The 20,782-nt window shown below is 70.4% G+C and carries 22 protein-coding genes; 13 read left to right on the top strand and 9 right to left on the bottom strand.

Annotated elements, in window-relative coordinates; genetic code table 11:
* Positions 1-2: 2 nt before the first annotated feature.
* From ahcY to A4W93_RS03115, 4 genes are all read left to right on the top strand, one after another.
* The gene (gene ahcY, locus A4W93_RS03130; protein ID WP_085749215.1) at positions 3-1,430 is read left to right on the top strand and encodes an adenosylhomocysteinase; all 1,428 of its coding nucleotides are present in this window, start codon (positions 3-5) and stop codon (positions 1,428-1,430) included.
* A gap of 15 nt (positions 1,431-1,445) precedes the next feature.
* Positions 1,446-2,210, top strand: a complete 765-nt coding sequence (locus tag A4W93_RS03125; RefSeq protein ID WP_085749214.1) for a TlyA family RNA methyltransferase — start codon at positions 1,446-1,448, stop codon at positions 2,208-2,210.
* 7 nt (positions 2,211-2,217) lie between these two features.
* Positions 2,218-3,051, top strand: a complete 834-nt coding sequence (locus A4W93_RS03120; RefSeq protein ID WP_085749213.1) for a methylenetetrahydrofolate reductase — start codon at positions 2,218-2,220, stop codon at positions 3,049-3,051.
* A gap of 89 nt (positions 3,052-3,140) precedes the next feature.
* Positions 3,141-4,733: a WD40/YVTN/BNR-like repeat-containing protein gene (locus A4W93_RS03115; protein WP_085749212.1), complete on the top strand. Its 1,593-nt coding sequence runs from the start codon at positions 3,141-3,143 to the stop codon at positions 4,731-4,733.
* 28 nt (positions 4,734-4,761) lie between these two features.
* On the opposite strand, the gene A4W93_RS03110 is transcribed toward A4W93_RS03115, so the two are convergent.
* The gene (locus A4W93_RS03110; protein ID WP_085754022.1) at positions 4,762-5,337 is read right to left on the bottom strand and encodes a 5-formyltetrahydrofolate cyclo-ligase; all 576 of its coding nucleotides are present in this window, start codon (positions 5,335-5,337) and stop codon (positions 4,762-4,764) included.
* Between the two features lie 45 nt (positions 5,338-5,382).
* Here A4W93_RS03110 and A4W93_RS03105 point away from each other — a divergent pair, with 45 nt between their 5' ends.
* Positions 5,383-5,766 carry a TfoX/Sxy family protein gene (locus tag A4W93_RS03105; RefSeq protein WP_085749211.1) on the top strand — a complete coding sequence of 128 codons (384 nt, stop codon included), beginning with the start codon at positions 5,383-5,385 and terminating at the stop codon, positions 5,764-5,766.
* Here the strand turns inward: A4W93_RS03105 and A4W93_RS03100 are convergent.
* Entirely contained in the window at positions 5,741-6,274 is a 534-nt protein-coding gene (locus A4W93_RS03100) for a 5-formyltetrahydrofolate cyclo-ligase (RefSeq protein ID WP_157782105.1), read from the bottom strand. The genes A4W93_RS03105 and A4W93_RS03100 overlap by 26 nt on opposite strands.
* A gap of 45 nt (positions 6,275-6,319) precedes the next feature.
* On the opposite strand from A4W93_RS03100, the gene A4W93_RS03095 reads away from it, so the two are divergent.
* From A4W93_RS03095 to A4W93_RS03080, 4 genes are read left to right on the top strand one after another with little or no spacing between them, the layout of a single operon-like run.
* A complete protein-coding gene (locus tag A4W93_RS03095; RefSeq protein ID WP_085749209.1) occupies positions 6,320-8,365 on the top strand; it encodes a lytic transglycosylase domain-containing protein in 2,046 nt (681 codons plus the stop codon).
* On the top strand, positions 8,362-9,315 hold the full coding sequence (locus tag A4W93_RS03090; RefSeq protein ID WP_085749208.1) for a complex I NDUFA9 subunit family protein: 954 nt from the start codon (positions 8,362-8,364) through the stop codon (positions 9,313-9,315). The genes A4W93_RS03095 and A4W93_RS03090 overlap by 4 nt, the downstream gene beginning before the upstream one ends.
* 22 nt (positions 9,316-9,337) lie before the next feature.
* Positions 9,338-10,021 (top strand): glutathione S-transferase family protein, encoded by a 684-nt coding sequence (locus A4W93_RS03085; RefSeq protein WP_085749207.1) that lies wholly within the window; start codon positions 9,338-9,340, stop codon positions 10,019-10,021.
* A complete protein-coding gene (locus A4W93_RS03080; RefSeq protein ID WP_085749206.1) occupies positions 10,018-11,244 on the top strand; it encodes a multifunctional CCA addition/repair protein in 1,227 nt (408 codons plus the stop codon). Before A4W93_RS03085 ends, A4W93_RS03080 begins: the two co-directional genes overlap by 4 nt.
* Here A4W93_RS03080 and A4W93_RS03075 read toward each other — a convergent pair.
* The gene (locus A4W93_RS03075) at positions 11,211-12,170 is read right to left on the bottom strand and encodes a bile acid:sodium symporter family protein (protein ID WP_257790085.1); all 960 of its coding nucleotides are present in this window, start codon (positions 12,168-12,170) and stop codon (positions 11,211-11,213) included. The two genes, A4W93_RS03080 and A4W93_RS03075, sit on opposite strands and share 34 nt — an antisense overlap.
* Before the next feature lie 129 nt (positions 12,171-12,299).
* Between A4W93_RS03075 and A4W93_RS03070 the strand changes: the two genes are divergently transcribed.
* Genes A4W93_RS03070 through A4W93_RS03055 form a run of 4 tightly spaced genes read left to right on the top strand, consistent with a single transcriptional unit; the run spans position 12,300 to position 15,569 of the window.
* Positions 12,300-12,830 carry an Mpo1 family 2-hydroxy fatty acid dioxygenase gene (locus A4W93_RS03070; RefSeq protein ID WP_085749204.1) on the top strand — a complete coding sequence of 177 codons (531 nt, stop codon included), beginning with the start codon at positions 12,300-12,302 and terminating at the stop codon, positions 12,828-12,830.
* Positions 12,831-12,834: 4 nt separating this feature from the next.
* Positions 12,835-13,794, top strand: coding sequence for a 2-dehydropantoate 2-reductase (locus A4W93_RS03065; protein WP_237357678.1), 960 nt, complete (start codon positions 12,835-12,837; stop codon positions 13,792-13,794).
* 35 nt (positions 13,795-13,829) lie between these two features.
* Complete coding sequence (locus tag A4W93_RS03060) at positions 13,830-14,531, top strand: Crp/Fnr family transcriptional regulator (RefSeq protein WP_169726500.1); 702 nt, start codon at positions 13,830-13,832, stop codon at positions 14,529-14,531.
* 33 nt (positions 14,532-14,564) lie between these two features.
* Positions 14,565-15,569: an MBL fold metallo-hydrolase gene (locus tag A4W93_RS03055; protein WP_218919184.1), complete on the top strand. Its 1,005-nt coding sequence runs from the start codon at positions 14,565-14,567 to the stop codon at positions 15,567-15,569.
* Here A4W93_RS03055 and A4W93_RS03050 read toward each other — a convergent pair.
* The 6 genes from A4W93_RS03050 to A4W93_RS03025 are packed head-to-tail and all read right to left on the bottom strand — an operon-like array spanning position 15,548 to position 20,725.
* Positions 15,548-15,913 carry a PIN domain-containing protein gene (locus A4W93_RS03050; protein WP_085749201.1) on the bottom strand — a complete coding sequence of 122 codons (366 nt, stop codon included), beginning with the start codon at positions 15,911-15,913 and terminating at the stop codon, positions 15,548-15,550. The genes A4W93_RS03055 and A4W93_RS03050 overlap by 22 nt on opposite strands.
* A complete protein-coding gene (locus A4W93_RS03045) occupies positions 15,910-16,137 on the bottom strand; it encodes a ribbon-helix-helix protein, CopG family (RefSeq protein WP_085749200.1) in 228 nt (75 codons plus the stop codon). Before A4W93_RS03045 ends, A4W93_RS03050 begins: the two co-directional genes overlap by 4 nt.
* A gap of 2 nt (positions 16,138-16,139) precedes the next feature.
* Positions 16,140-16,799, bottom strand: a complete 660-nt coding sequence (locus A4W93_RS03040; RefSeq protein WP_237357677.1) for a hypothetical protein — start codon at positions 16,797-16,799, stop codon at positions 16,140-16,142.
* Positions 16,796-18,373: a vWA domain-containing protein gene (locus A4W93_RS03035; RefSeq protein ID WP_085749199.1), complete on the bottom strand. Its 1,578-nt coding sequence runs from the start codon at positions 18,371-18,373 to the stop codon at positions 16,796-16,798. Before A4W93_RS03035 ends, A4W93_RS03040 begins: the two co-directional genes overlap by 4 nt.
* Positions 18,370-19,596 carry a toxic anion resistance protein gene (locus A4W93_RS03030; protein ID WP_085749198.1) on the bottom strand — a complete coding sequence of 409 codons (1,227 nt, stop codon included), beginning with the start codon at positions 19,594-19,596 and terminating at the stop codon, positions 18,370-18,372. Before A4W93_RS03030 ends, A4W93_RS03035 begins: the two co-directional genes overlap by 4 nt.
* Positions 19,597-19,606: 10 nt before the next feature.
* Entirely contained in the window at positions 19,607-20,725 is a 1,119-nt protein-coding gene (locus tag A4W93_RS03025; RefSeq protein WP_085749197.1) for a hypothetical protein, read from the bottom strand.
* Positions 20,726-20,782 lie beyond the last annotated feature (57 nt).

Below are 20,782 nucleotides of genomic sequence, written 5' to 3'. Positions count from 1 at the left end.
CCATGAACGCCGTCTTGAAGACCCCCGCCGAATACGCCGTCGCCGACCTGTCCCTCGCCAGCTGGGGCCGCAAGGAAATCCGCATCGCCGAGACCGAGATGCCCGGCCTGATGGCCATCCGCGAAGAGTTCGCGAAGTCGCAGCCTCTCAAGGGCGCCCGCATCACCGGCAGCCTGCACATGACGATCCAGACCGCCGTGCTGGTCGAGACGCTGCAGGCCCTCGGCGCGCAAGTGCGCTGGGCCTCGTGCAACATCTTCTCGACCCAGGACCACGCCGCCGCCGCGCTGGTCGAGCAAGGCACGCCGGTGTTCGCGCACAAGGGCGAGACGCTCGCCGAGTACTGGGACTTCACCCACCGCATCTTCGACTTCGGCCCGAAGGGTTCGGCCGGCGAAGGCCCGAACATGATCCTCGACGACGGCGGCGACGCCACGCTGCTGATGCACCTCGGCCAGCGCGCCGAGAAGGACCTGTCGGTGCTGAACAACCCGACGAGCGAGGAAGAGACCGTGCTGTACGCGGCCATCAAGGCCAAGATCGCCGTCGACCCGACCTGGTACACCCGCAAGAGCGCCGAGATCATCGGCGTGACGGAAGAGACCACCACCGGCGTGCACCGCCTGAACGAGATGAGCGCGAAGGGCGCGCTGCTGTTCCGCGCGTTCAACGTGAACGACTCGGTGACGAAGAGCAAGTTCGACAACCTGTACGGCTGCCGCGAGTCCCTCGTCGACGGCATCAAGCGCGCCACCGACGTGATGATCGCCGGCAAGGTCGCCGTGGTCGCCGGCTACGGTGACGTGGGCAAGGGCTCGGCCCAGGCCCTGCGCGCCCTGAGCGCCCAGGTGTGGGTCACCGAGATCGACCCCATCAACGCGCTGCAGGCCTCGATGGAAGGCTACAAGGTCGTGACCATGGAGTACGCCGCCGACAAGGCCGACATCTTCGTGACCACCACCGGCAACAAGGGCATCATCCGCCACGAGCACATGGCCGCGATGAAGGACCAGGCCATCGTCTGCAACATCGGCCACTTCGACAACGAGATCGACATCGCCTCGATCGAGAAGTACAAGTGGGAAGAGATCAAGCCGCAGGTCGACCACATCGAGTTCCCGGACGGCAAGCGCATCATCCTGCTGGCCAAGGGCCGCCTGGTGAACCTCGGCTGCGGCACGGGCCACCCGAGCTTCGTGATGTCGTCGAGCTTCGCGAACCAGACCATCGCCCAGATCGAGCTGTTCACGCGCCCCGACGCGTACCAGGTCGGCAAGGTGTACGTGCTGCCGAAGATCCTCGACGAGAAGGTCGCCCGCCTGCACCTGAAGAAGGTCGGCGCCGTGCTGACCGAACTCACGGACGAGCAGGCCGCGTACATCGGCGTCGACAAGAAGGGCCCGTACAAGCCCGACACCTACCGCTACTGATCGGACCCCGCCTTCATGCGCATCGACCAGCTCATCCAGCAGAAGGGCCTCGCCCCCACGCGTTCCGCCGCCCAGCGGCTCATCGAACGCGGGGCGGTGCGATGGCTCGGCCCGAAGGGCTGGACGGTGCCGAAGAAGGCGGGCGAGGACGTGCCCGAGGACTGCCAGCTCGAGGTCACCGACGACGCCGAACTCAAGTTCGTGTCGCGTGGCGGCCTCAAGCTCGAAGGCGCCCTCGAGCACACGAAGATCGACGTCACGGGCCTCGTGTGCCTCGACGCCGGCCAGAGCACCGGCGGCTTCACCGACGCGCTGCTGCAGCGCGGCGCGGCGAAGGTCGTCGGCATCGACGTGGGCCACGGGCAGTTGCACCCGAAGCTCGCGGCCGATGAGCGCGTGCAGGCCTTCGAGGGCATCAACGCCCGCGACGTGGCCGGCACGCCGTTCGCCGCGGCCGTGGCGCCGCAGAGCTTCGGCTTCGTGACGGGCGACCTGTCGTTCATCTCGAGCACCCACGTGCTGCCCACGCTCGTGCACTACCTCGCCCCGCTCGGCCACCTCCTGCTGCTCGTGAAGCCGCAGTTCGAACTGCAGCCCCACCAGATCGGCAAGGGCGGCATCGTGCGCGACAAGGCGCTGTTCCAGGAGGTCGAGACGCGCATCCGCCAGGCCTGCCGCGAGCAGAAGCTGCAGCTGCGCGCGTATTTCCAGAGCCCGATCACGGGCGGCAACGGCAACACGGAGTTCTTCGTGTGGGCCCAGGCGGTTCAACCGCAGTGAGTACCCAATGAGCCAACCCTTCCCCATCAGCCTCGAATTCTTCCCGGCGAAAACCCCGGACGGCGTCACGAAGTACGCCGCGGTGCGCCAGGAGCTGTATGCGCTGAAGCCCGCGTTCTGCTCGGTCACGGCCGGCGCCGGCGGCTCCACGCACCGGGGCACGCTGGACATGGTGCGCGACATCTTCACCGAAGGCTTCGAGGGTGCGCCGCACTTCACGTGCGTGGGCGCCAGCAAGGCCTCCGTCGTCGAGGCGCTCGGCCAGTTCCGCGAGGCCGGCATCCGCCGCATCGTCGCGCTGCGCGGCGACCTGCCGAGCGGCTACGGCAGCCACGGCGAACTCCGCTACGCGAGCGACCTCGTCGAACTGATCCGCGCCGAGACCGGCGACCACTTCCACGTCGAGGTGGCCGCGTACCCCGAGACCCACCCGCAGGCGAAGTCGCCGCAGGCCGACCTGCAGGCCTACGCGGCCAAGGTGAAGGCCGGCGCGAACTCGTCCATCACGCAGCTGTTCTTCAACGCCGACGCGTACTTCCGCTTCGTCGACGACGCCCGCGCGCTGGGCGCCGACGTGCCGGTCGTGCCGGGCATCATGCCCATCACGAACGCGAGCGGCCTGATCCGCTTCGCCGACAACACCGGCGCCGAGATCCCGCGCTGGATCCGCCTGCGCCTGCAGGCGTTCGGTGACGACGTGGAGTCCATCAAGGCCTTCGGCCTCGACGTGGTGAGCGACCTGTGCGAGCGGCTGAAGGCCGGCGGCGCGCCGGGGCTGCACCTCTACACGATGAACGCGAGCGCAGCGAGCCTCGCGCTCGCGAAACGCCTGGGACTCTGACCGGACGCCCCCGCCGGGCCTGCACCTCACCTACACTGTGCGAAACCGCCGCCGCGGCGGATTCGAACAACAATTGCAGGGAGGGGCCCATGGGTCCGGTTCATTCGGTGCGCGCATGGGCGCGGCGCCTTGGTTCGGTGTTTCTGGTGGTCGCCCTCGTGGGCTGCGCCTCCGTGAACCAGGTGCGCGACCCCGCGAAGTCGCCCCCACGCGCGGGTGAAAGCGTCGTCGTGCTGAGCCTGACCGGCAACACGGCCCAGGTCACCGCGCTGGACGAAATCACGGTACGGCAGGTCAACCAGGTCGCGGGCAGCAACGTGACGATCCTGCACGTGCTGAACCAGGTGTCGAAGGGCGTGTCCCGCGACACCTCGCTCTTCGCCGGCGTGCTGCCGGAAGGCGAGTACGAGTTCACCGTCTTCCGGAACCACCAGACCCAGCGGTTCCTCAACCTCAACGAGTCGATGCGCCAGCGCATCGGCAAGTTCACGGTGCGCAACGGGCAGCCGGTGGACCTCGGCCGCCTGATCCTGACCCCAGTGAACCAGCTGGTCGTCGTGGGGCGCAGCACCCGCGTCACGTCGAACGTGCCCCTGATGCGGCGCTTCGCCCCCGATCAGATGAAGTTCTTCGAGGGCGAGTTGTCCTCGGGCTGGAACACCGCGCGCGGCGACAACGACCGCGTCGAGGAATACGCGCTGCAGCGCCCCGTCGGCGCCGACCACCCCGTGGAGCTCGCCGACGGACGGATCGCCGCGGCCAGCCGCCTCGGCAGCGTGCTGATCCGGGACGACCAGGGGCGCTGGCGGCCGGTGCGCAGCGACACGCTGGACTCCTTTCTCTACGTGATGCCCGGCCATCGGAGCGACACCACGCTGCTCGCCGTCGGCGAGTTCGGTGCCCTGATGCGGCTGCCCGCGGGATCGGACAAGCTCGAGCCCCTGGACAGCGGGGACCTGCCGGCCGGCAACCTGCTCTTCATCGCCGGCGACGAACGCGCCGGCTGGTACATCGGACACCAGAAGGACAAGACGCTGACCTTGTTCCATTCAGCGCAGCTCGAAGGCGGCCGCTGGTCGCCCCTTCGCCAGGAGACGGTGGGCTTCGATTTCTGGAACGGGGCCAACAGCATCTGGTTCTGGCGCCGCCCGGGTGGCTTCAGCTACGCGGTGTCCGAAGGCTCGATCCACACGCTCGACTTCGCGAGCGGGGCGTGGTCGATGACCAAGGCGCCCAACGGCAACCGGCTCGTGTCCGTCGAGGCGAATCCGAACGGTTCCATCGGCATCCTCACGTCGCCGGGAGGCGGCTTCGCCGGCATCTTCGCGAGCCTCTACCTCTCCGAGGACCTGGGACAGCACTGGCAGGAGGTCAAGCCGGAGTTCAAGGTGAAGGTCGCGCCGCCGCGGCAACTCGCGTCCGGCACGCTGCTGGTGATGGGAGGCGTCTTCGGCACGCCCGAACTCCAGGCCAGCCAGGATGGCGGCCGAACCTGGCAGCACCGCGCGCCGTTCGCCCTGGACCGCCGCCTCGTCGTGCTGCCATCCGGTGCCCTGCTCACCGTGGATTCGGGCCAGTTCGGGCTGTTCTCGGTGAGCCGTTCGACGGACGACGGTGCGACTTGGCGCGTGGAGTACTCGAACTACGATGCCCGGGCCGCGCAGGCGACCGCGAAGAAGTAGGAAACGCGAGGGCCTCCGGGGAGGTGCCTCACACCCTCGAGAACATCACCCCTTCCTCGGTGATCATCACGTCCAGGGGCTCCTCGTCAGGGCGCGCGCGCAGCAGCGGCAGGAAGCCGTGGGCATACCCCACACCCACCGTCAGCGGCCGCGGCTTCAGCGCCGCCACCGTCTGGTCGTAGAACCCACCGCCGTAACCCAGGCGCACGCCGCCCGGGCCGTAGCCCACGCAGGGCAGCACCAGGATGGCCGGCTGGAACACGTCGGTGTCCTTGGGCTTCGGGATGTCGTGGGCGTCGAGCTCCATCGGGCAGCCCGGGAACCACACGTGGAAACGCAGTGACTCGGTCTCGCGGTCCGTCACCGGCAGGCCGATGCGGCGCGGCGACCCTTCGGGCCCGCCCTCGCTCCAGCGGAACAGCGCCGGCAGCGGGTCGAACTCGCCCTTGATGGGCCAGTAGGCCCCGATCGTGGATTCCTTGCGGCTCACGAGCCAGCTGCGCAGCACCTGCTGCAGCTGGACCGCGCGTTCGAGCCGGTCCGGCAGCGCCTGGCGGTCCTTGATGAGTTTCTCGCGCAGCGTGTCGCGTTCGGTCGGAGTCATGGCCATCCCGTGTCGTTTGCGCCTGCATTGTGCAAGACTGGCGGCATGCCTGCACCGATGCCCGACTACATCCAGCATTGCCTGGAACTGCTCGCCCCGCTGGGCCCCACCCGCGCGCGCCGCATGTTCGGGGGCTTCGGGCTCTATGCCGACGACCTGTTCGTGGCGCTCGTCCTGGGCGAGCAGCTGTACCTGAAGACGGACAGCACGTCGCGGGCGCAATTCGAGGCGGCCGGATGCGCCCCATTCGTCTACGACGCCGCGGGCAAGTCCGTGACGGTGAGCTACTGGACGGCGCCGGACGAGGCGATGGAATCGCCCGCCCTGATGCAGCCGTGGGCCCGGCTCGCCTTCGAAGCCGCGCTGCGGGCCCGCAACAAACCCGGCAAGGCCGCCAAGCCGGCTAGCCGACGACGCCCGACTCGGTGACCACGAGCATCAGCGGCCGGTCGTGCGCCTGCGGCACGAACGCCCCGGGCTCGATGCGCCCCACCGACCAGGCCACGCCGATGGCGGTGGTGTCGGGGTGCTTTTCCATGTACCGGTCGAAGAAGCCGCCACCGTACCCGAGCCGGTAGCCGTCGTCGGTGAAACCCACACAGGGCACCAGCACCACGTCGGGTGTCACCGGCCCGCCGCTGGCCGTCGGGATGTTGCAGTCGTCGCGTTCGGCCGGCTCGCGGCCGTCCCATACGCGGTATTGCATCGACGGCGGGTCGCGCCGGGCGAACGGAAGTGCCAACGGCACATCCACGTCGTCCACGCGCCAACGGTGGGCTGCGTTAAATTCGGATCGCATCGGCCAGTACACCCCCAGGCATTCGGGAACCAGTTGGGCCAGCACGGCCACCAACCGGTCCTCCAGCGCGCGGGCGGCGTCGGCGGCCGCAGGTGACAGGACAAAACGCTCACGCTCGGCCAGCAGGTGCTGGCGCAAGGCGGTTCGCTCGGGAGCCGGGCTGTGAGTCGGCATGATCAACCCATGAAAGACACGTTGAAGAACTTCAAACGAGTATATGGGCGCCCCCTGGCGGCGCTCACCCTCGCGGCCGCCACGGCGCTGCCCGCCCTCCCGGCCGCGGCCCAGGTCGCCACCCCCGGCAACATCCTCGAGGCCCGCGATGCCTACCGCAAGCGCGACCGTGCGAAGCTCGCCTCGCTGCGGGCCACCGCGGTGGGCGAGAACCAGGCGCTCGCGCCGTGGGTCGACTACTGGGACCTCAACAGCCGCCTGAACACCGTCCAGGTGGACGAGGTCGAGGCGTTCTACCAGCGCTGGCCCGGCACCTACGTGGAAGACCGCCTGCGCAACGACTGGCTGCTCGAACTGGGCCGCCGGCGCGACTGGAAGGCCCTCGCGGCGGACTACCCGCGCTTCCGCATGAACGACGACCGCCAGGTCATCTGCTACGCGCTGCTGGCCGACCACCTCGCCGGCAAGGACGTGCGCGAAGCCGGCCGCGACGCCTGGTTCGCACAGAAGGAAGGCGACGACGGCTGCACGCTGCTCGCCACCACGCTGTTCGAGGCGAAGCAGCTCGGCGCCTCCGACGTGTGGCGCCGCGCCCGCGCCGCGGTCGATGCGAACAAGCCCGCCGTGGCCCGCACCGCGGTGCAGCTGGTGGCGCCGTCGTTCGTAAGTGACGTCAGCGACGTGTTCGACAGCCCCGCCCGCTACCTCGCGAAGAAGAAGCCCGGGGGCGACCGCGCGCAGCAGGAGCTGGTCACGCTCGCGCTGATGCGCCTGGCCGCGAGCGACATCGACGCCACGGTCAACCTGCTCAACACCACCTGGCAGAACAGCCTGCGGCCCGACCAGGCCGCGTGGGCGTGGGCCACGGTCGGCAAGAAGGCGGCGCTGGCCCTGATGCCCGCCGCGCCCACCTACTTCCAGCAGGCCGACCTGCTCGCGACGAAGACCGAGCGCGACCTGGTGTGGGCCGACGAGGTGCTCGCGTGGAAGGCCCGCGCCGCGCTGCGCAACGACGGCGGCCCGCGCTGGCAGCAGGTGATGCAGGCCGTCAACGCGATGGACCCGAAGGAGCAGGCCGACCCCACCTGGGTGTACTGGAAGGCCCGCGCGCTGCAGGCCCTCGCCCGCGACTCGTCCGACCCGGCCGCGTTCAACGCGCAGTCGCAGGAGATGCTCGCCTCCATCGCCGGCCAGTACCACTTCTACGGCTCGCTCGCGGCCGAGGAGCTGGGGCGGCCCATCGCGATGCCGGCCGTGCCCACGCCGCTGACCTCGGCCGAGAAGGAGGCCGCGGCCCGGGTGCCCGGTCTCACCCGCGCGATCCTGCTGATCAACGCCGGCCTGCGCAGCGAAGGCAACCGCGAGTGGAACTTCACGCTGCGCGGCATGGACGACCGCACGCTGCGCGCCGCCGCCGAACTGGGCTGCGAACGCGCGCTGTGGGACCGCTGCATCAACACCAGCGACCGCACGAAGGCCGAGATCGACATGGCCCAGCGTTTCCCCACGCCGTTCCGCCGCGAGCTCACCAGCAAGGCCAAGGACGCCTCGCTCGACCCCGCCTACGTCTACGGCCTGATCCGCCAGGAGTCGCGTTTCATCGCCGACGCCCGCTCGGGCGTCGGTGCCGCCGGCCTGATGCAGTTGATGCCCGCCACCGCACGCTGGACCGCGAAGAAGACCGGCACGCCGTTCACCCAGGACATGATCACCGACCGCGACATGAACCTGAAGCTCGGCATGAGCTACCTGAAGCTGGTGCTGGACGACCTGGGCGGCTCGCAGGCCATGGCCGCCGCGGCGTACAACGCCGGCCCCGGCCGCCCGCGCCGCTGGCGAGAGGGCCCGCGCCTGGAGCCCGCGATCTGGGTGGAGAACGTGCCGTTCTCGGAAACGCGCGACTACGTGAAGAAGGTGCTGTCGAACGCCACCTTCTACTCGGCGCTGCTGATCAATCCGAACGCCACGCAGGCGCCGTCGCTCAAGGCGCGCCTCGGGCGCAGCATCGGACCACGGGAAGCGGGGCAACCGGCCCCGGATGCGGAGTTGCCATGAAAAAGATCCTCGTCCTGGGCGGCACCGGTTTCATCGGACAAAGCCTCTGCGAACACCTGACCGCACGCTACGGCGGCGCCGGGCCGCGCCTGATGGTCCCCACGCGGCAGATCCAGCGCGGACGGCGCGTGCAGTACCTGCCCACCGTCGACGTGATCCCCGCCGACGTGGACCGGGACGAGGACCTCCGCCGGCTCGTCGCCGGCAGCGACGTGGTGGTCAACCTGATCGCGCGGCTGCAGGGCTCGAAGGCCGAGTTCGAGCGCACCCACGTCGATCTGCCGCGCCGCATCGCCGAGACCTGCCGACAGGTGGGTGTGCGGCGCCTGGTGCACGTGAGCGCGCTCGGCGCGTCGGCCGACGCGCCCTCGGTCTACCAGCGCACCAAGGCCGAGGGCGAGGCCGTGCTGGCCGTCTCCACGCTCGACGTCACCGTGTTCCGCCCGTCGATCGTCTTCGGAGCACAGGACAAGTTCATGAACCTCTTCGCCGGCCTGCAGGGTGTGCTGCCGGTGATGCCGCTCGCGGGCGCCCGCAGCCGGCTGCAGCCGGTGTGGGTGTCCGACGTGGCAGAAGCCCTCGTGCAGGCCATCGAATGGCGCGAGACCATCGGCAAGACCTACGAGCTGGCCGGCCCCACCGTCTACACGCTCGCCGACCTCGTGCGCCTGGCCGGCCAATGGTCGGGCCACCCGCGTCCGGTGTTCGGCCTGCCGAACGCGCTCGCGAAGCTGCAGGCGCTCGCGATGGAGTGCCTGCCGGGCGAACCCATGCTCTCGCGCGACAACGTCGACTCGCTGTCGGTCGACAACGTCGCCACCGGCACGCTGCCGGACCTCGCCGACCTGGGCATCACGCCCGCCGCGCTGGAGGCCGTGATGCCGCCGCTGCTCGCGCGCCGCGACAGCGTGGCGCGCCTCGAACCCTGGCGCCGCACCGCCGGCCGCTGAAGAACAACCCCAAGGAGGAACCATGAAGCTCTACATCGGCAACAAGAACTACTCGTCCTGGTCCATGCGCCCGTGGGTGCTGTTCACCGAAACCGGCATCCCGTTCGAGGAGGTGGTGGTGCGTTTCGACTCGTTCGACCCCGGCTCGAAGTTCAAGACCGAGATCCTGAAGCACAACCCGGTGGGCAAGGTGCCGGTGCTGGTCGACGGCGACCTGGCCGTGTGGGACTCGCTCGCCATCGCCGAGTACGCCGCCGAGAAGTTCCCGGAAAAGAACCTGTGGCCGGCCGACCCGAAGCGCCGCGCCCGCGCGCGCAGCGTGACGGCGGAGATGCACTCGGGCTTCAACGGCGTGCGCAACCATTTCGGCATGAACATCGAGGCGCGCCTGCCCGAGGTGGGCGCGAAGGTGCTGGCCGAGCAACCGGACGTGCGCAAGGAAGTCGACCGCCTGGTGTCGATGTGGACCTCGCTGCTCGCCGAGTCGGGCGGCCCGATGCTGTTCGGCGACTTCACGATCGCCGACGCGTTCTACGCCCCCGTGGTCACCCGCCTCGTGACGTACGGCGTGCCGGTGCCGCCCGTGGTGCAGGGTTACGTCGACCGGGTGCTCGCGCTGCGCAGCCTCTCGGCCTGGCGCCGCGACGCGCTGGCCGAGCAGGACTTCCTGCAGTTCGAGGAGAACTACCGCACGTCCCGCGCATGAAGACCTGGCGTGTCGGCGGCGCGGTGCGGGACGCCCTGCTGGGGCGGCCCGTGAACGACCACGACTGGGTCGTAGTGGGCGCGTCGCCGAAGGAGCTGGTGGACCAGGGCTACCTGCCGGTCGGCAAGGACTTCCCGGTCTTCCTGCATCCGGAAACGCGCGAGGAGGTGGCCCTCGCGCGCACCGAACGCAAGACCGCGCCCGGCTACCACGGCTTCACGTTCCACGCCGACCCCGGAGTCACGCTCGAGGAGGACCTGCAGCGCCGCGACCTCACCATCAACGCGATGGCGCAGGACGACGACGGCCTGATCGTCGACCCGTACGGCGGCCGCAAGGACCTGGAAGCGCGCGTGCTGCGCCACGTCTCACCGGCGTTCGCGGAGGACCCGGTGCGCATCCTGCGCATCGCGCGGTTCGCCGCCCGCTTCCACGACTTCACGGTGGCGCCGGAGACCGAGACGCTGATGTCGCGCATGGTCGAGGACGGCGAGGTCGATGCCCTGGTGGCCGAACGCGTGTGGCAGGAGCTGTCGCGCGGCCTGATGGAAGAACGCCCCTCGCGCATGTTCGAGGTGCTGCGCGGCTGCGGGGCGCTCGCCCGGCTGCTGCCCGAGGTGGACTGCCTGTGGGGCGTGCCCCAGCCCGAGTTGCACCACCCCGAGGTCGACACCGGCGTGCACCTGATGATGGTGCTGGACACCGCCGCCCGCCTGGGCGCCCCGCTCGCCGTGCGCTACGCGTGCCTGGGCCACGACCTCGGCAAGGGCACGACGCCGGAGGACGAATGGCCGCGCCACATCGCCCACGAGGCGCGCAGCGTGAAGCTCGTGGAAGCGGTCAGCGCACGCCTGCGGGTGCCCAACGAATGCCGCGAGACCGCCGTCACGGTGGCGCGTGAACACGGCAACGTGCACCGCAGCGGCACGCTCGACGCGGCAGCCGTGGTGCGGCTGCTCGATCGCTGCGATGCGTGGCGCCGCCCCGAGCGCTTCGCCGACGTGCTGTTCGCGTGCGAGTGCGATGCGCGCGGGCGGTTGGACAAGGAGGACGAGCCCTATCCGCAGCGGCAGCGGCTGCTGGAGGCCTTGAAAGCGGCACGGTCGGTGGACACCGCGGCTGTGGCCGCGAAGGCCGCCGAGCAGGGCCGCCAGGGGCCTGCCATCGCCGACGCCATCCGGCGGGCTCGTCAGGAGGCGATCGCGGCGCTCCTGTCCGCCTGATCGTTTTCGGGGCGCACGAACGCCCGCATCCCGAACGCGAACGCCAGCCCGCCCACGTACATCAGCACGCCGTAGAGTGCCCCCGGGATGGCCATCGCGTCGTCCTTCAGCACCGAACTCGCGACCACCAGGGCCAGCGTGGCGTTCTGCACCGCCGTCTCGATGCCGAGGGTCACCGACTGGCGGCGTGACAGGCGCACGAGCCACGCGGCGAGGAAGCCCACCGCGAGCATCGTGAGGTTCAGGCACAGCGCGAGGGGTGCCAGCGTGGCGAAATTGTCGCGCAGCAGGGGCCAGCCCTTGGCCACGGCGCCCGCGACGATCAGCACGAACAGCACGGTGGCGATGCGCGTGGCCCTGGGTTCGAAGGCGATGGCCCAGCGCGGCGCGCGGTGCCGGACGAACATGCCGAGCGCGACGGGGACGCCGAGCATCAGGAAGACCTGGGCCATCATGGTGCCCACCGGCATGTCGACGGCCCGCGCCGCGCCGAGGAAGTGGTTCATGGACCACGACACCACCAGCGGCAGCGTGAAGATGGTGACCACGCTCGCCACCGCGGTGAAACTGACCGCGAGCGCCACGTCGCCGCGCGCGACGTAGGTGAGCAGGTTCGAGGTGGTGCCGGTGGGGCACGAGGCCAGCAGCATGAAGCCCACGGCGAACGCGCCCCCGATGCCGGCCGCCGAGACCATGAAGTAGCAGACGACCGGCAGCAGGATGAAGTGGCACACGAAGCCCACCAGCAGCGCCCGCGGCGCGGTGGCGATGCGCTTGAAGTCGGCCACCGTGAGGCCGAGCCCGAGCGAGAACATGATGAACGCGAGGATGAGCGGGAGCAGGATCGAGGAGATCAGGTCGCTTTGCATGCGGGGCCTCGGGACGAAGGAAGGGAGCGGCGATGGTGGCCGCGATCTGGCCCACAGAATGCCGGCCAGCCGACGTTTCGACCCGCGAACAAACCCGTAAGCGAGGCCGCTTTGTTAAGTACCCGACATTTGCGGCGGAGCCCCTTTGCCATCATCGGCGCTCCAGGACCCCTTTCGGGAGACACCATGAAGACCCTCCACGACCAGCTGTCGGCCTACGCCGCGTACCACCGCGACAGCCGCAACATCGCCACCCACTTCGTCGGCATCCCGATGATCGTGCTCGGCATCACGGTGCTGCTCGCACGGGCCGCGTGGGGCGGGCTCGGCGTGCCGATGAACCTCGCGATCGTGTGTGCCGCGCTGTCGAGCGCCTACTACCTGCGGCTCGACCTGCGCTACGGCGCCGTGATGACCGCGCTGCTGGCCGCGGCCGTCGCGGTGTCGATGGAGGTCGCGGCGCTGCCGTTCGCCGCGTGGCTGTCGGCCGGCATCGGGCTCTTCGTCGTCGGCTGGGTGTTCCAGTTCGTCGGCCACGTGTTCGAGGGCCGCAAGCCCGCGTTCGTCGACGACCTGATGGGGCTGATCATCGGCCCGCTGTTCGTGCTGGCCGAGGCGGGTTTCCTGCTGGGCTGGCGCAAGGACGTCGAGGCCGCGATCGCCGAGGCGAGCGGCCCGGTGCGCCGGCCGGCGCGCCTGGATGCGGCCGCGCGCTGACCCCGTGACCGGCCCCGTCTGGGTCCTGGGCGCCGGCAGCATCGGCTGTTTCGTGGGCGGCTGCCTGCAGGCGGCCGGCGCCGAGGTGCGTTTCATCGGCCGGCCGCGGGTGCTGTCGGGCCTCGCCGCCGATGGCCTGCGGGTGTCCGACCTCGATGGCCGCGACGACACGGTGCCGCCGTCGGCCCTGCGCCTCCACGAGTCGCCGCCCTCCTCCCACACGCCCTCGCTGGTGCTGCTGTGCGTGAAGTCGCCGGCCACCGCGGAGGCGGCCGCCTCGCTGCAGGTGCCGCCCGGCACGCCCGTGGTGTCGCTGCAGAACGGCGTGGGCAACCCGGCCGTGGCCGCGGCCGCCGCCCCGTCGCTGCGGGTCATCCCGGGCATGGTGCCGTTCAACGTGGCCCAACTGGGCCCGGGCCACTTCCACCGCGGCACCGAAGGCCGCATCGCGGTGCAGGCCGATCCGTCGCTCGATCCGTGGCGCCCCGTCTTCGAACGCGCGGGCCTGCCGCTCGACGTGTTCGACGACCTCGCCCCGGTGCAATGGGGCAAGCTGCTGCTCAACCTGAACAACCCCGTCAACGCGCTGTCGGGCCTGCCGCTGCAGGCGCAGCTGCTCGACCGCGGCCACCGCCGCACCCTCGCCGCGCTGATGGCCGAGGCGCTGCAACTGCTCGGGCGCGCCGGCATCGAGCCGGCGACGCTGTCGCCGCTGCCGTGGCGGTGGATGCCCGCGTTCCTGCGCCTGCCCACGCCGGTCTTCCGCGTCCTGGCCGCGCGCATGCTGCGCATGGACGCGAAGGCCCGCTCCAGCATGGCCGACGACGTGGCCCAGGGCCGCCGCACCGAGGTCGACGCGCTGTGCGGCGAGTTCGTGCGCCTGGCCGCGCGTCTCGGCACCACGGCCCCGCGCAATGCCGAGATGGTGCGGCGCATCGAGGAACTCACCGCAGGCCGGGTATAACTCCGCTCGGACCACCCCAGCGGAGATTCCAACGAGTGCCCCAGCAACCGCGCGACTTCCTCCCCGTGCTCGAACAAGGCCGGTGGTTCTCCGCGCTGCCCCCGGCCGTGAAGGACCGCCTGCTCGGCCACGCCCAGCTGCGGCCGGTGCCGGCGAACACACGCCTCTTCTCGCGCGGCGACCCGAACGCGGGCCTCTACTGCGTGCTCACCGGGGCGGTGGAGATCGGCGCGGTGGACCTGGGCGGGCGCGAGATGCTGCTGGCCGTGGCCGAACCGCCGCAGTGGTTCGGCGAGATCGCGGCCTTCGACGACGGCCCGCGCACCCACGATGCGTGGACCCGCACCGCCGCCACGCTGCTGCTCGTGCCCCTCGCGAACCTGCAGGCGATGCTGCACGACGACCCCGTGCTGTGGCGCCACCTCGGCAGCCTCGTCGTCGAGAAGATGCGCGCGCTGTTCGAGAGCACCGAGGGCAGCAGCACCCTGCCCTCGCCCGTGCGCCTCGCGCGCCGGCTGCAGGCGATGACCGACGCCCACGGCATGGTGGTGCCCGGCCATGCGCGGCATGCGCTGACCGTCAACCAGCGCCAGCTCGGCGCGATGCTGGGCCTCACGCGCCAGACGGTCAGCGAGGTGCTGCGTGCGTTCGAAGCGCAAGGTGTCTTGAAGCGCCGGTATGGTGCCCTCGAGATCCTCGACCCCGACGCGCTGCGTCGCATCGCCGCGGGCGGCTGACCGCCCTCCTCAACGACGTTCCCGGAGACCCCGATGCCCGAGACCCCCCGCTTCACCGCCTGGCGCTGGATCACCGGGCTCGCCCTCGCCGCCGTGGTGGGGGTCATGGGGTTCGCGCTCGTGCAGTTCCAGCGCCACCCGCCGCTGCTGCCGTACCAGGCCCTCGTGCTGCCCGAGGCGCATTCGTCCACGGGCGTGCGGGTGCGCTTCGGTGGCGTCAGCACGCTGGTCTTCGACGACGGCGAAACGGCGTGGATGACCGACGGCTTCTTCTCGCGGCCCGGCGCGTGGCAGACCTTCACCGAAAAGATCGCCCCCGACGCGGCCCGCATCGACCAGGCCCTGAAGCGGCTGGGGGTCACGCGCCTCGCCGCGGTGGTGCCGGTGCATTCGCACTACGACCACGCGATGGACTCGCCCGTCGTGGCCCAGCGCACCGGCGCCACGCTGATCGGTTCGGTGTCCACGCTGAACGTGGGCCGCGGCCTCGGCCTGCCGGCCAGCCGCATGCGCGAGGTGAAGTCGGGCGACGTGGTGCAGCTCGGCAAGTTCAGCCTGCGTTTCATCGCGAGCCGCCACAGCCCGACGCCGTACAGCGACGGGCATTCGCTCGAGCCCATCGAGGCCCCGCTCGTGCCGCCGGCGCGTGCCACCGCGTGGCGCGAAGGCACGGTGTGGTCGCTCCTGGTCACACATGCCGACGGCGGCAGCTGGCTCGTGCAGGGCAGCGCCGGCTACGTGCCCGGCGCGCTCGCGGGCCTGAAGGCCGACACGGTGTTCCTCGGCACCGGCACGCTGGGCCGCAAGGACGAGGCGTACCGCACCGCCTACTGGAACGAGACCGTCAGGGCCGTGGGCGCGAGGCGGGTGATCCCGGTGCACTGGGACAACTTCTGGCGCCCCCTCGACGAACCGCTGCAGGCCATGCCGCTGCTGATCGACGATTTCAGCGTGGTGATGGCGGACCTGTCGGCGCGGGCCGCGCAGGACAAGGTGGCGCTGAAGCTGCCGCCGCTCTACGTCCCCTTCGTGCCCTGATAGGCGAGGACCAGGCCGGCACACGCCGGTTCGCTGGTCACGAAGTAGAGCTGGTTCACGCGCGCGGTGGCCCATGCCAGGGCGCGGTTCAGCGGCAGCCCCGGGCGCGCCTGCACCAGCCGCAGCGCCTCGTCGGCGACCGATTCGCTGATGGACAAGCGCTCGAACGTCCGCAGGAAGCCACGCGCCGCATCGAGCTGCCCGGCGGGACACACGGCCATCAACTCCAGCCACGTGACCACGCTGATGGCGCGATGCACGCACGGCGCGATGGCGCGTTGCGCCCGCTCGTCGCCGGCCAGGTAGTCCAGCAGCACGCCGGTGTCGATCACGGCGTCGCTCATGCGCCCCCCGGGTCGGTGTCGTGCGCGAGCTTCATGGCCCGCCGCACCTCCTCGGCATGGTCCTTCCACAGGCCGAAGCCGTCGGTGCCCACGCTGCGGTTGTTCCGCACGAAGTCGCGCAGCGCGCGGCGCACGGCTTCCGCGCGGGAGATGCCCAGCAGCTTGCAGAGGTCGTCGACCTCGCCGAGCTGCGCCTGGGGGATGTCGATGATGGTGCGCGCCATGGTCAACGTGCCAGGAAGTCGGGCTGCCGGAACTTCATCTCCAGGAACTGCCCGTTCGCCACCAGCGCCTGCGCGTCGGCGCCGGAGACGTTGGCGACGATCTCCTGCAGCTTCTCGTCCAGCAGCGAGAGCTGTTCGGTCAGCAGCTGGCGGGCGGTCTTGCCGTCCTTCAGCACCTGCGACAAGCGGAAGGCCGCGGGCAGCGTCACGTAGTTCGCGAGGGTCTCGGGCAGGTAGCGCAGCACGGTCTCGCGCACGGTGAAGAGGTCGGCGTCGTGCGAACGCGCGGCCAGCAGGCGCGGCAGCACCTCGGCCACCGAGCCGCGCACGCTTGCCAGGCGCTGGCGCATCTCCTCGGTCAGGTGGGACTGCACGCGGGCGATGACGTCGTCCAGGTGTTCCAGCGTCTGCGAGACGGTCATCGTGTCGGCGATGCGCCGCTCGACCTCGGGCGTGTTGCCCACGAGGCCGCCCGCGACCCACCCCGCGGCGTACAGGCCCAGCGTGATCCAGCCCCAGCCGGGACCGATGACCCCGGCGAACAGCAGCGCGGGACCGGCGAGTGCCAGCGCACAGCCGGCGATGTTGGGCGTGCCGTAGACGAACAGCATCAGCCGCAGTTTCAGCGGGCGCCGCGCCGGGGTCGTGGCGACGTCGTTCACTGGTACCCCCGGATCTCCTTGAACACGGGCGCGAGCGACGACTTGCGCCCGTCGAACACCCGGCCGCCCGAGCCGTCGGCCAGCGCCGCCATGTCGGCGTTGTTCGCCTCGCCGAAGAGGATCGGGAAGATCCGCACCGGCGCCGCACCCGCCATCTGCCGGCGGAAGCCCGCGAGGTCCGGCGGCGCGTTGTTCTCGCCGTCGGTCAGCAGCACGATGCTCACGAAGCGGTCCGGGTCCGCCGCGCGTTCGCTCCGTGCGACGGCCTCGGCCTGCAGCAGCGCGGCGTAGATGCCGGTGCCCCCCTTCACGTGCAGCCCGTCCGCGTAGCCCAGCACCTTGCGGCGGGCCGCGTCCAGCGCGTCCGGGGTGAAGCCCACCTGCACGGGGTCGTCGACCCGGTCGGAGAAGCTGATGAGCACCACACGCTCCCGGCTCTGGAAGCGGGCATAGCGCGCGCTGGCCGTGCTGGCGTCGGCCCCGGCCAGCACCTTGAGTGCCGTGCGCATGTCCTCGAGGCGCTTGCCCGCCATCGAGCCGCTCGTGTCGAGCACGAAGATCGACGTGGCGGGCCGGCGCCACTCGCCCTGGTAGCTGGCGAGCACGGCGTCGATCACCTCGAGGCGGTTCGGGAAGCTCAGCTCCACCGCCACCGCGTCGCTGAGCCCCGGCGCGAGCGCCACGCCCTGCACCGACGGCCGCAGGAAGGCCTCGGTGGCCACGCGCTGCTGGAAGGCCGGTGCCTTGAACGCGGCCACGAGCTTCTCGTAGTCGGCGCGCCGGGCCTCGGCCAGCAGCATCAGCGGGTGGTCGGCGCTGATCACGCCGTCCTGCGGGTAGACCGGCACCAGCTGGTCCGCCGTCGGCAGCTTCGCGTTGTTGCGCAGCAGGACACTCTCGTAGTTCACCATCGCATCCAGCTCACCCGGCGCCTTCGCGAAGGCCTCGGCGAGCCAGCCCGAGCTGCCCGCCGTGAGCTTCTGGCCGGACAGGAACGCGGTGAGCACCTTCGTGTCGACGTCGGCCGCGGCCAGGTCCTCGGTCTTGCCCGCCACCGCGGACACCACGGCGAAGACGGCGCTCATGCCCGAGTTCGAGCTGGCGGGGTTGGTCATCGCGAAACGCAGCTTGCCGTTGCCGGCCGCGCGGGCGATGTCGGCCCAGGTGGGCGGCTTGCGGTCCCAGCCGAGGGCCTTCAGCGTGTCCGCCTTCACGCCCAGGGCCACGCGGGAGTAGAAGAGCTTCTCGCGCGCGAGCGGCTTCGTCGCCAGCGCCAGCGCGGGGTAGGCGCCGCTCGCCGGCAGGATGGCGTCGACCGCCTCGCCGGCATTGACCCGTTCGACGATGTCGAGGGTGCCCGCGTACGTGAGCTTCAGCGCGACGCCGGCGTCGCGCGCGGCCTGCACCAGCGCGGGCTCGATGTCGCGCACCTCGGAGCCGGCGAGCACGGTGAACGCGGCGCCACCGCTGCCACCGCTGCTGGCGGCCGCCGCGGGCTGCGCCTCCTTGCGGCCACAGCCGGCGAGCGCGCCAGCCGCGAGCAGCAGCACCGCGGCCGCGGCCCGCCAGTTCACAGCCGCACCTCGGTGCCCGCCCCCGCCGCCTCGGCGGCCTCCTGCCGGCGCACACGGTCGAGGTACGTGCGCGAGCGCGCCACCTCGTCGGTCAGCGTGTTCACCGTGGTCTGCATGGCCGACAGCGCCTTGCCCTTGAAGTCGGCGATCGTGTCCATCGTCTGGTAGATGTTGTCGAACGCGAGCTGCAGCTTCGCGAGGTCGACGGTGCTGCTCGCCGCCTGCTGGTGGATCGCCGAACTCTGGTCGCGCAGCAGCTCGCTGGTGCTGGCGATGAGGTTGGACGTGGTGGTGTTGAGCGCGCCGATCTGGTCGAGCACCAGCTTCTGGTTGGCCAGCGCCTGCGCCACGATCACCGCGGTGCGCAACGCGCTGACCGTGGTGGTGGTGGCCCGGTCCACGCCCTTCATCAGCTCGAGGTTGTTCTTGCGGATCATGTCGAGGGCGAGGTAGCCCTGGATGTTCACCGCCATCTGGGTCAGCAGGTCGGTGACCTTCTGGCGCGTGTAGAAGAGCATCTCCTCGCGCACCACGCGGGCCTTCTCCGGGTCGGCGGCGTCCAGCGCCACGGCCTTGGCCTCGAGTTCGACGTCGAGCTTCTTGCCGATGTGCACGTACTTCTCGAGCCGCTCCATCAGGCCCCACAGGTTCGTCTTCTCGACCTCGATGGCGGCGTTGTCGCGCAGCAGTTCGTCCTTGCCCCGCTTGAGCGCCTCGATGATCGCGTTCAGGTGCGACTGGCTGCTCTGGTAGCGGTCGAAGTAGTCGGCGAGCTTGTTGCCGAACGGGATCAGGCCCAGCAGCTTGCGCGCGCTGAAGAGGTCGCCCTGCCGCGACGGGTCGAGGTCCTCGATCTGGCGGCGCAGGTCGATCAGGCCCTGCCCGATCTGCGAGCCCTTGTCGAACAGCCCGTTGTCGAGCGTCTTCACGGGCCGGTCCAGCATGCGGTTGCTGACGGACGCCGAGGCCTCGATGTCCTTGCTGCCCATGCTGTGGATGCGGGCCACGGCGTCCTTGAACTTCGGGTGCTGGCTGTCGTGCGACGTGATGTCGTCGATGAACTGGCGCACCTGCTCGTCGAGTGCGGCGACGTCTTCCGCTTTCAGGCGCACGCGGCCGCTGGCGCTCTCCACCGGCACCACGGCCACGGGCGCCGGGGGTTCGAGCGTGAAGGCCTGCGGCGGAACGAGTTCCGTGGAGGTCGTGGTCTGGGTCGTGTTCATGGGAGTCTGCTCACTTGAAACGGGCCTCGACGGCCGAGATCATGCGTTCCAGCCATTCCTGGCTGGGCGGGTCGATGACGTCCACCAGCGTGTCGGGCACCGCGACGCCCTGGCGCGCCCATTGCGCCGGGCCCTTCTCGGTGCCGCCGGTGCGGAAGCCGTACTCGTGCGCCAGCGCCTGCAGCGCGGGGTCCTTCTCCAGCGCCTCGCCGAGGCGTGCGCCCGCGGGCGTGTAGGGCACCAGCACGTGCTTGGAGTACACGGTGGGCGACGGGTACATCAGCACCATCTCGCCCTTGGCCTTGTCGGGGTTCTTCAGCCAGAACTCCACCATCTGCGATTCGTAGGCCATCAGCAGCGGCGCCTTGCCCATGCCGAGGGCCAGGTAGTCCTCGAACGGGCCCGACGACGACTGCTCCTGCAGGCCCTGGCGCAGGAACAGCGGCACCACCGAGGGCAGCACGCGGTCCACGTCCTCCTGGCTCTGCACGATCTGCTGGCGGTTGGCGAGGTAGCTCGCGAGCGCGAGGTACATGGCCGCGCTGTTGCTCGTGCGCACGTCGGTGCTCGCGATCAGCACGGCCTTGCTGGTGGCGAAGGCCTGGCTCTTCTCGAGCTCGCGCCAACGCGTGCCCTTCTCGATCAGGGCCATCAGCGCGGGCAGGTCCACCACGTAGAAGACATCGCCGCGCTTCTCGGCGATCTTGTTGGCGATCAGGATGTCGGCGATGGGTTTCCAGCTCGCCACCACCATCGGCGTGTAGAACGGCGTGTAGACGTTGGCGGCCTGGGCCTGCGTCTTCAGCTGCGAGGCGGCCGGCGCGCCGCTCGGAAAACCGAAGTCGTACTTCTTCGGGTCGTAGCGGTTGGCGATGGACCGCGAGCCGGCCTTCTCCACCGACACGGTGATGCCGTGTTTCGCGAGGGCCTGCGCCACGCGCGGGTCGGCGAAGAAGGCTTCCTTCTCGCTGCCGATGAGGCCGCGCACGCTGACCTCGCGCGCCTGCGTGAGCCGCGCGGCCTCCGCCGTGGCGCGGTCGTCACCGACCCGGGTGTTCGAGTACCAGATGCCACCGCCCACCGCGGTCAGCAGCACCACCACCAGCGCCGGCGCCAGGAACTTGCGCATCTCCCCCTACCCGTCTCGTCATTGTGTCGCCGGATGATGACGACATCTGATGACGAT

The organism is Piscinibacter gummiphilus (assembly GCF_002116905.1).
GTDB lineage: Bacteria > Pseudomonadota > Gammaproteobacteria > Burkholderiales > Burkholderiaceae_C > Rhizobacter > Rhizobacter gummiphilus.
This window is presented reverse-complemented; position numbering and strand designations above follow the sequence as displayed.

Bases quoted from the DNA above. Each gene is read 5' to 3' on its own strand.
- A4W93_RS03110 (WP_085754022.1), bottom strand. From the start codon at position 5,337: ATGACTCCGACCGAACGCGACACGCTGCGCGAGAAACTCATCAAGGAC.
- A4W93_RS03080 (WP_085749206.1), top strand. From the start codon at position 10,018: ATGAAGACCTGGCGTGTCGGCGGCGCGGTGCGGGACGCCCTGCTGGGG.
- A4W93_RS03045 (WP_085749200.1), bottom strand. From the start codon at position 16,137: ATGGCGCGCACCATCATCGACATCCCCCAGGCGCAGCTCGGCGAGGTC.
- A4W93_RS03125 (WP_085749214.1), top strand. From the start codon at position 1,446: ATGCGCATCGACCAGCTCATCCAGCAGAAGGGCCTCGCCCCCACGCGT.
- A4W93_RS03050 (WP_085749201.1), bottom strand. From the start codon at position 15,913: ATGAGCGACGCCGTGATCGACACCGGCGTGCTGCTGGACTACCTGGCC.
- A4W93_RS03090 (WP_085749208.1), top strand. From the start codon at position 8,362: ATGAAAAAGATCCTCGTCCTGGGCGGCACCGGTTTCATCGGACAAAGC.
- A4W93_RS03115 (WP_085749212.1), top strand. From the start codon at position 3,141: ATGGGTCCGGTTCATTCGGTGCGCGCATGGGCGCGGCGCCTTGGTTCG.
- ahcY (WP_085749215.1), top strand. From the start codon at position 3: ATGAACGCCGTCTTGAAGACCCCCGCCGAATACGCCGTCGCCGACCTG.
- A4W93_RS03070 (WP_085749204.1), top strand. From the start codon at position 12,300: ATGAAGACCCTCCACGACCAGCTGTCGGCCTACGCCGCGTACCACCGC.
- A4W93_RS03120 (WP_085749213.1), top strand. From the start codon at position 2,218: ATGAGCCAACCCTTCCCCATCAGCCTCGAATTCTTCCCGGCGAAAACC.
- A4W93_RS03105 (WP_085749211.1), top strand. From the start codon at position 5,383: ATGCCTGCACCGATGCCCGACTACATCCAGCATTGCCTGGAACTGCTC.
- A4W93_RS03025 (WP_085749197.1), bottom strand. From the start codon at position 20,725: ATGCGCAAGTTCCTGGCGCCGGCGCTGGTGGTGGTGCTGCTGACCGCG.
- A4W93_RS03085 (WP_085749207.1), top strand. From the start codon at position 9,338: ATGAAGCTCTACATCGGCAACAAGAACTACTCGTCCTGGTCCATGCGC.
- A4W93_RS03030 (WP_085749198.1), bottom strand. From the start codon at position 19,596: ATGAACACGACCCAGACCACGACCTCCACGGAACTCGTTCCGCCGCAG.
- A4W93_RS03055 (WP_218919184.1), top strand. From the start codon at position 14,565: ATGCCCGAGACCCCCCGCTTCACCGCCTGGCGCTGGATCACCGGGCTC.
- A4W93_RS03095 (WP_085749209.1), top strand. From the start codon at position 6,320: ATGAAAGACACGTTGAAGAACTTCAAACGAGTATATGGGCGCCCCCTG.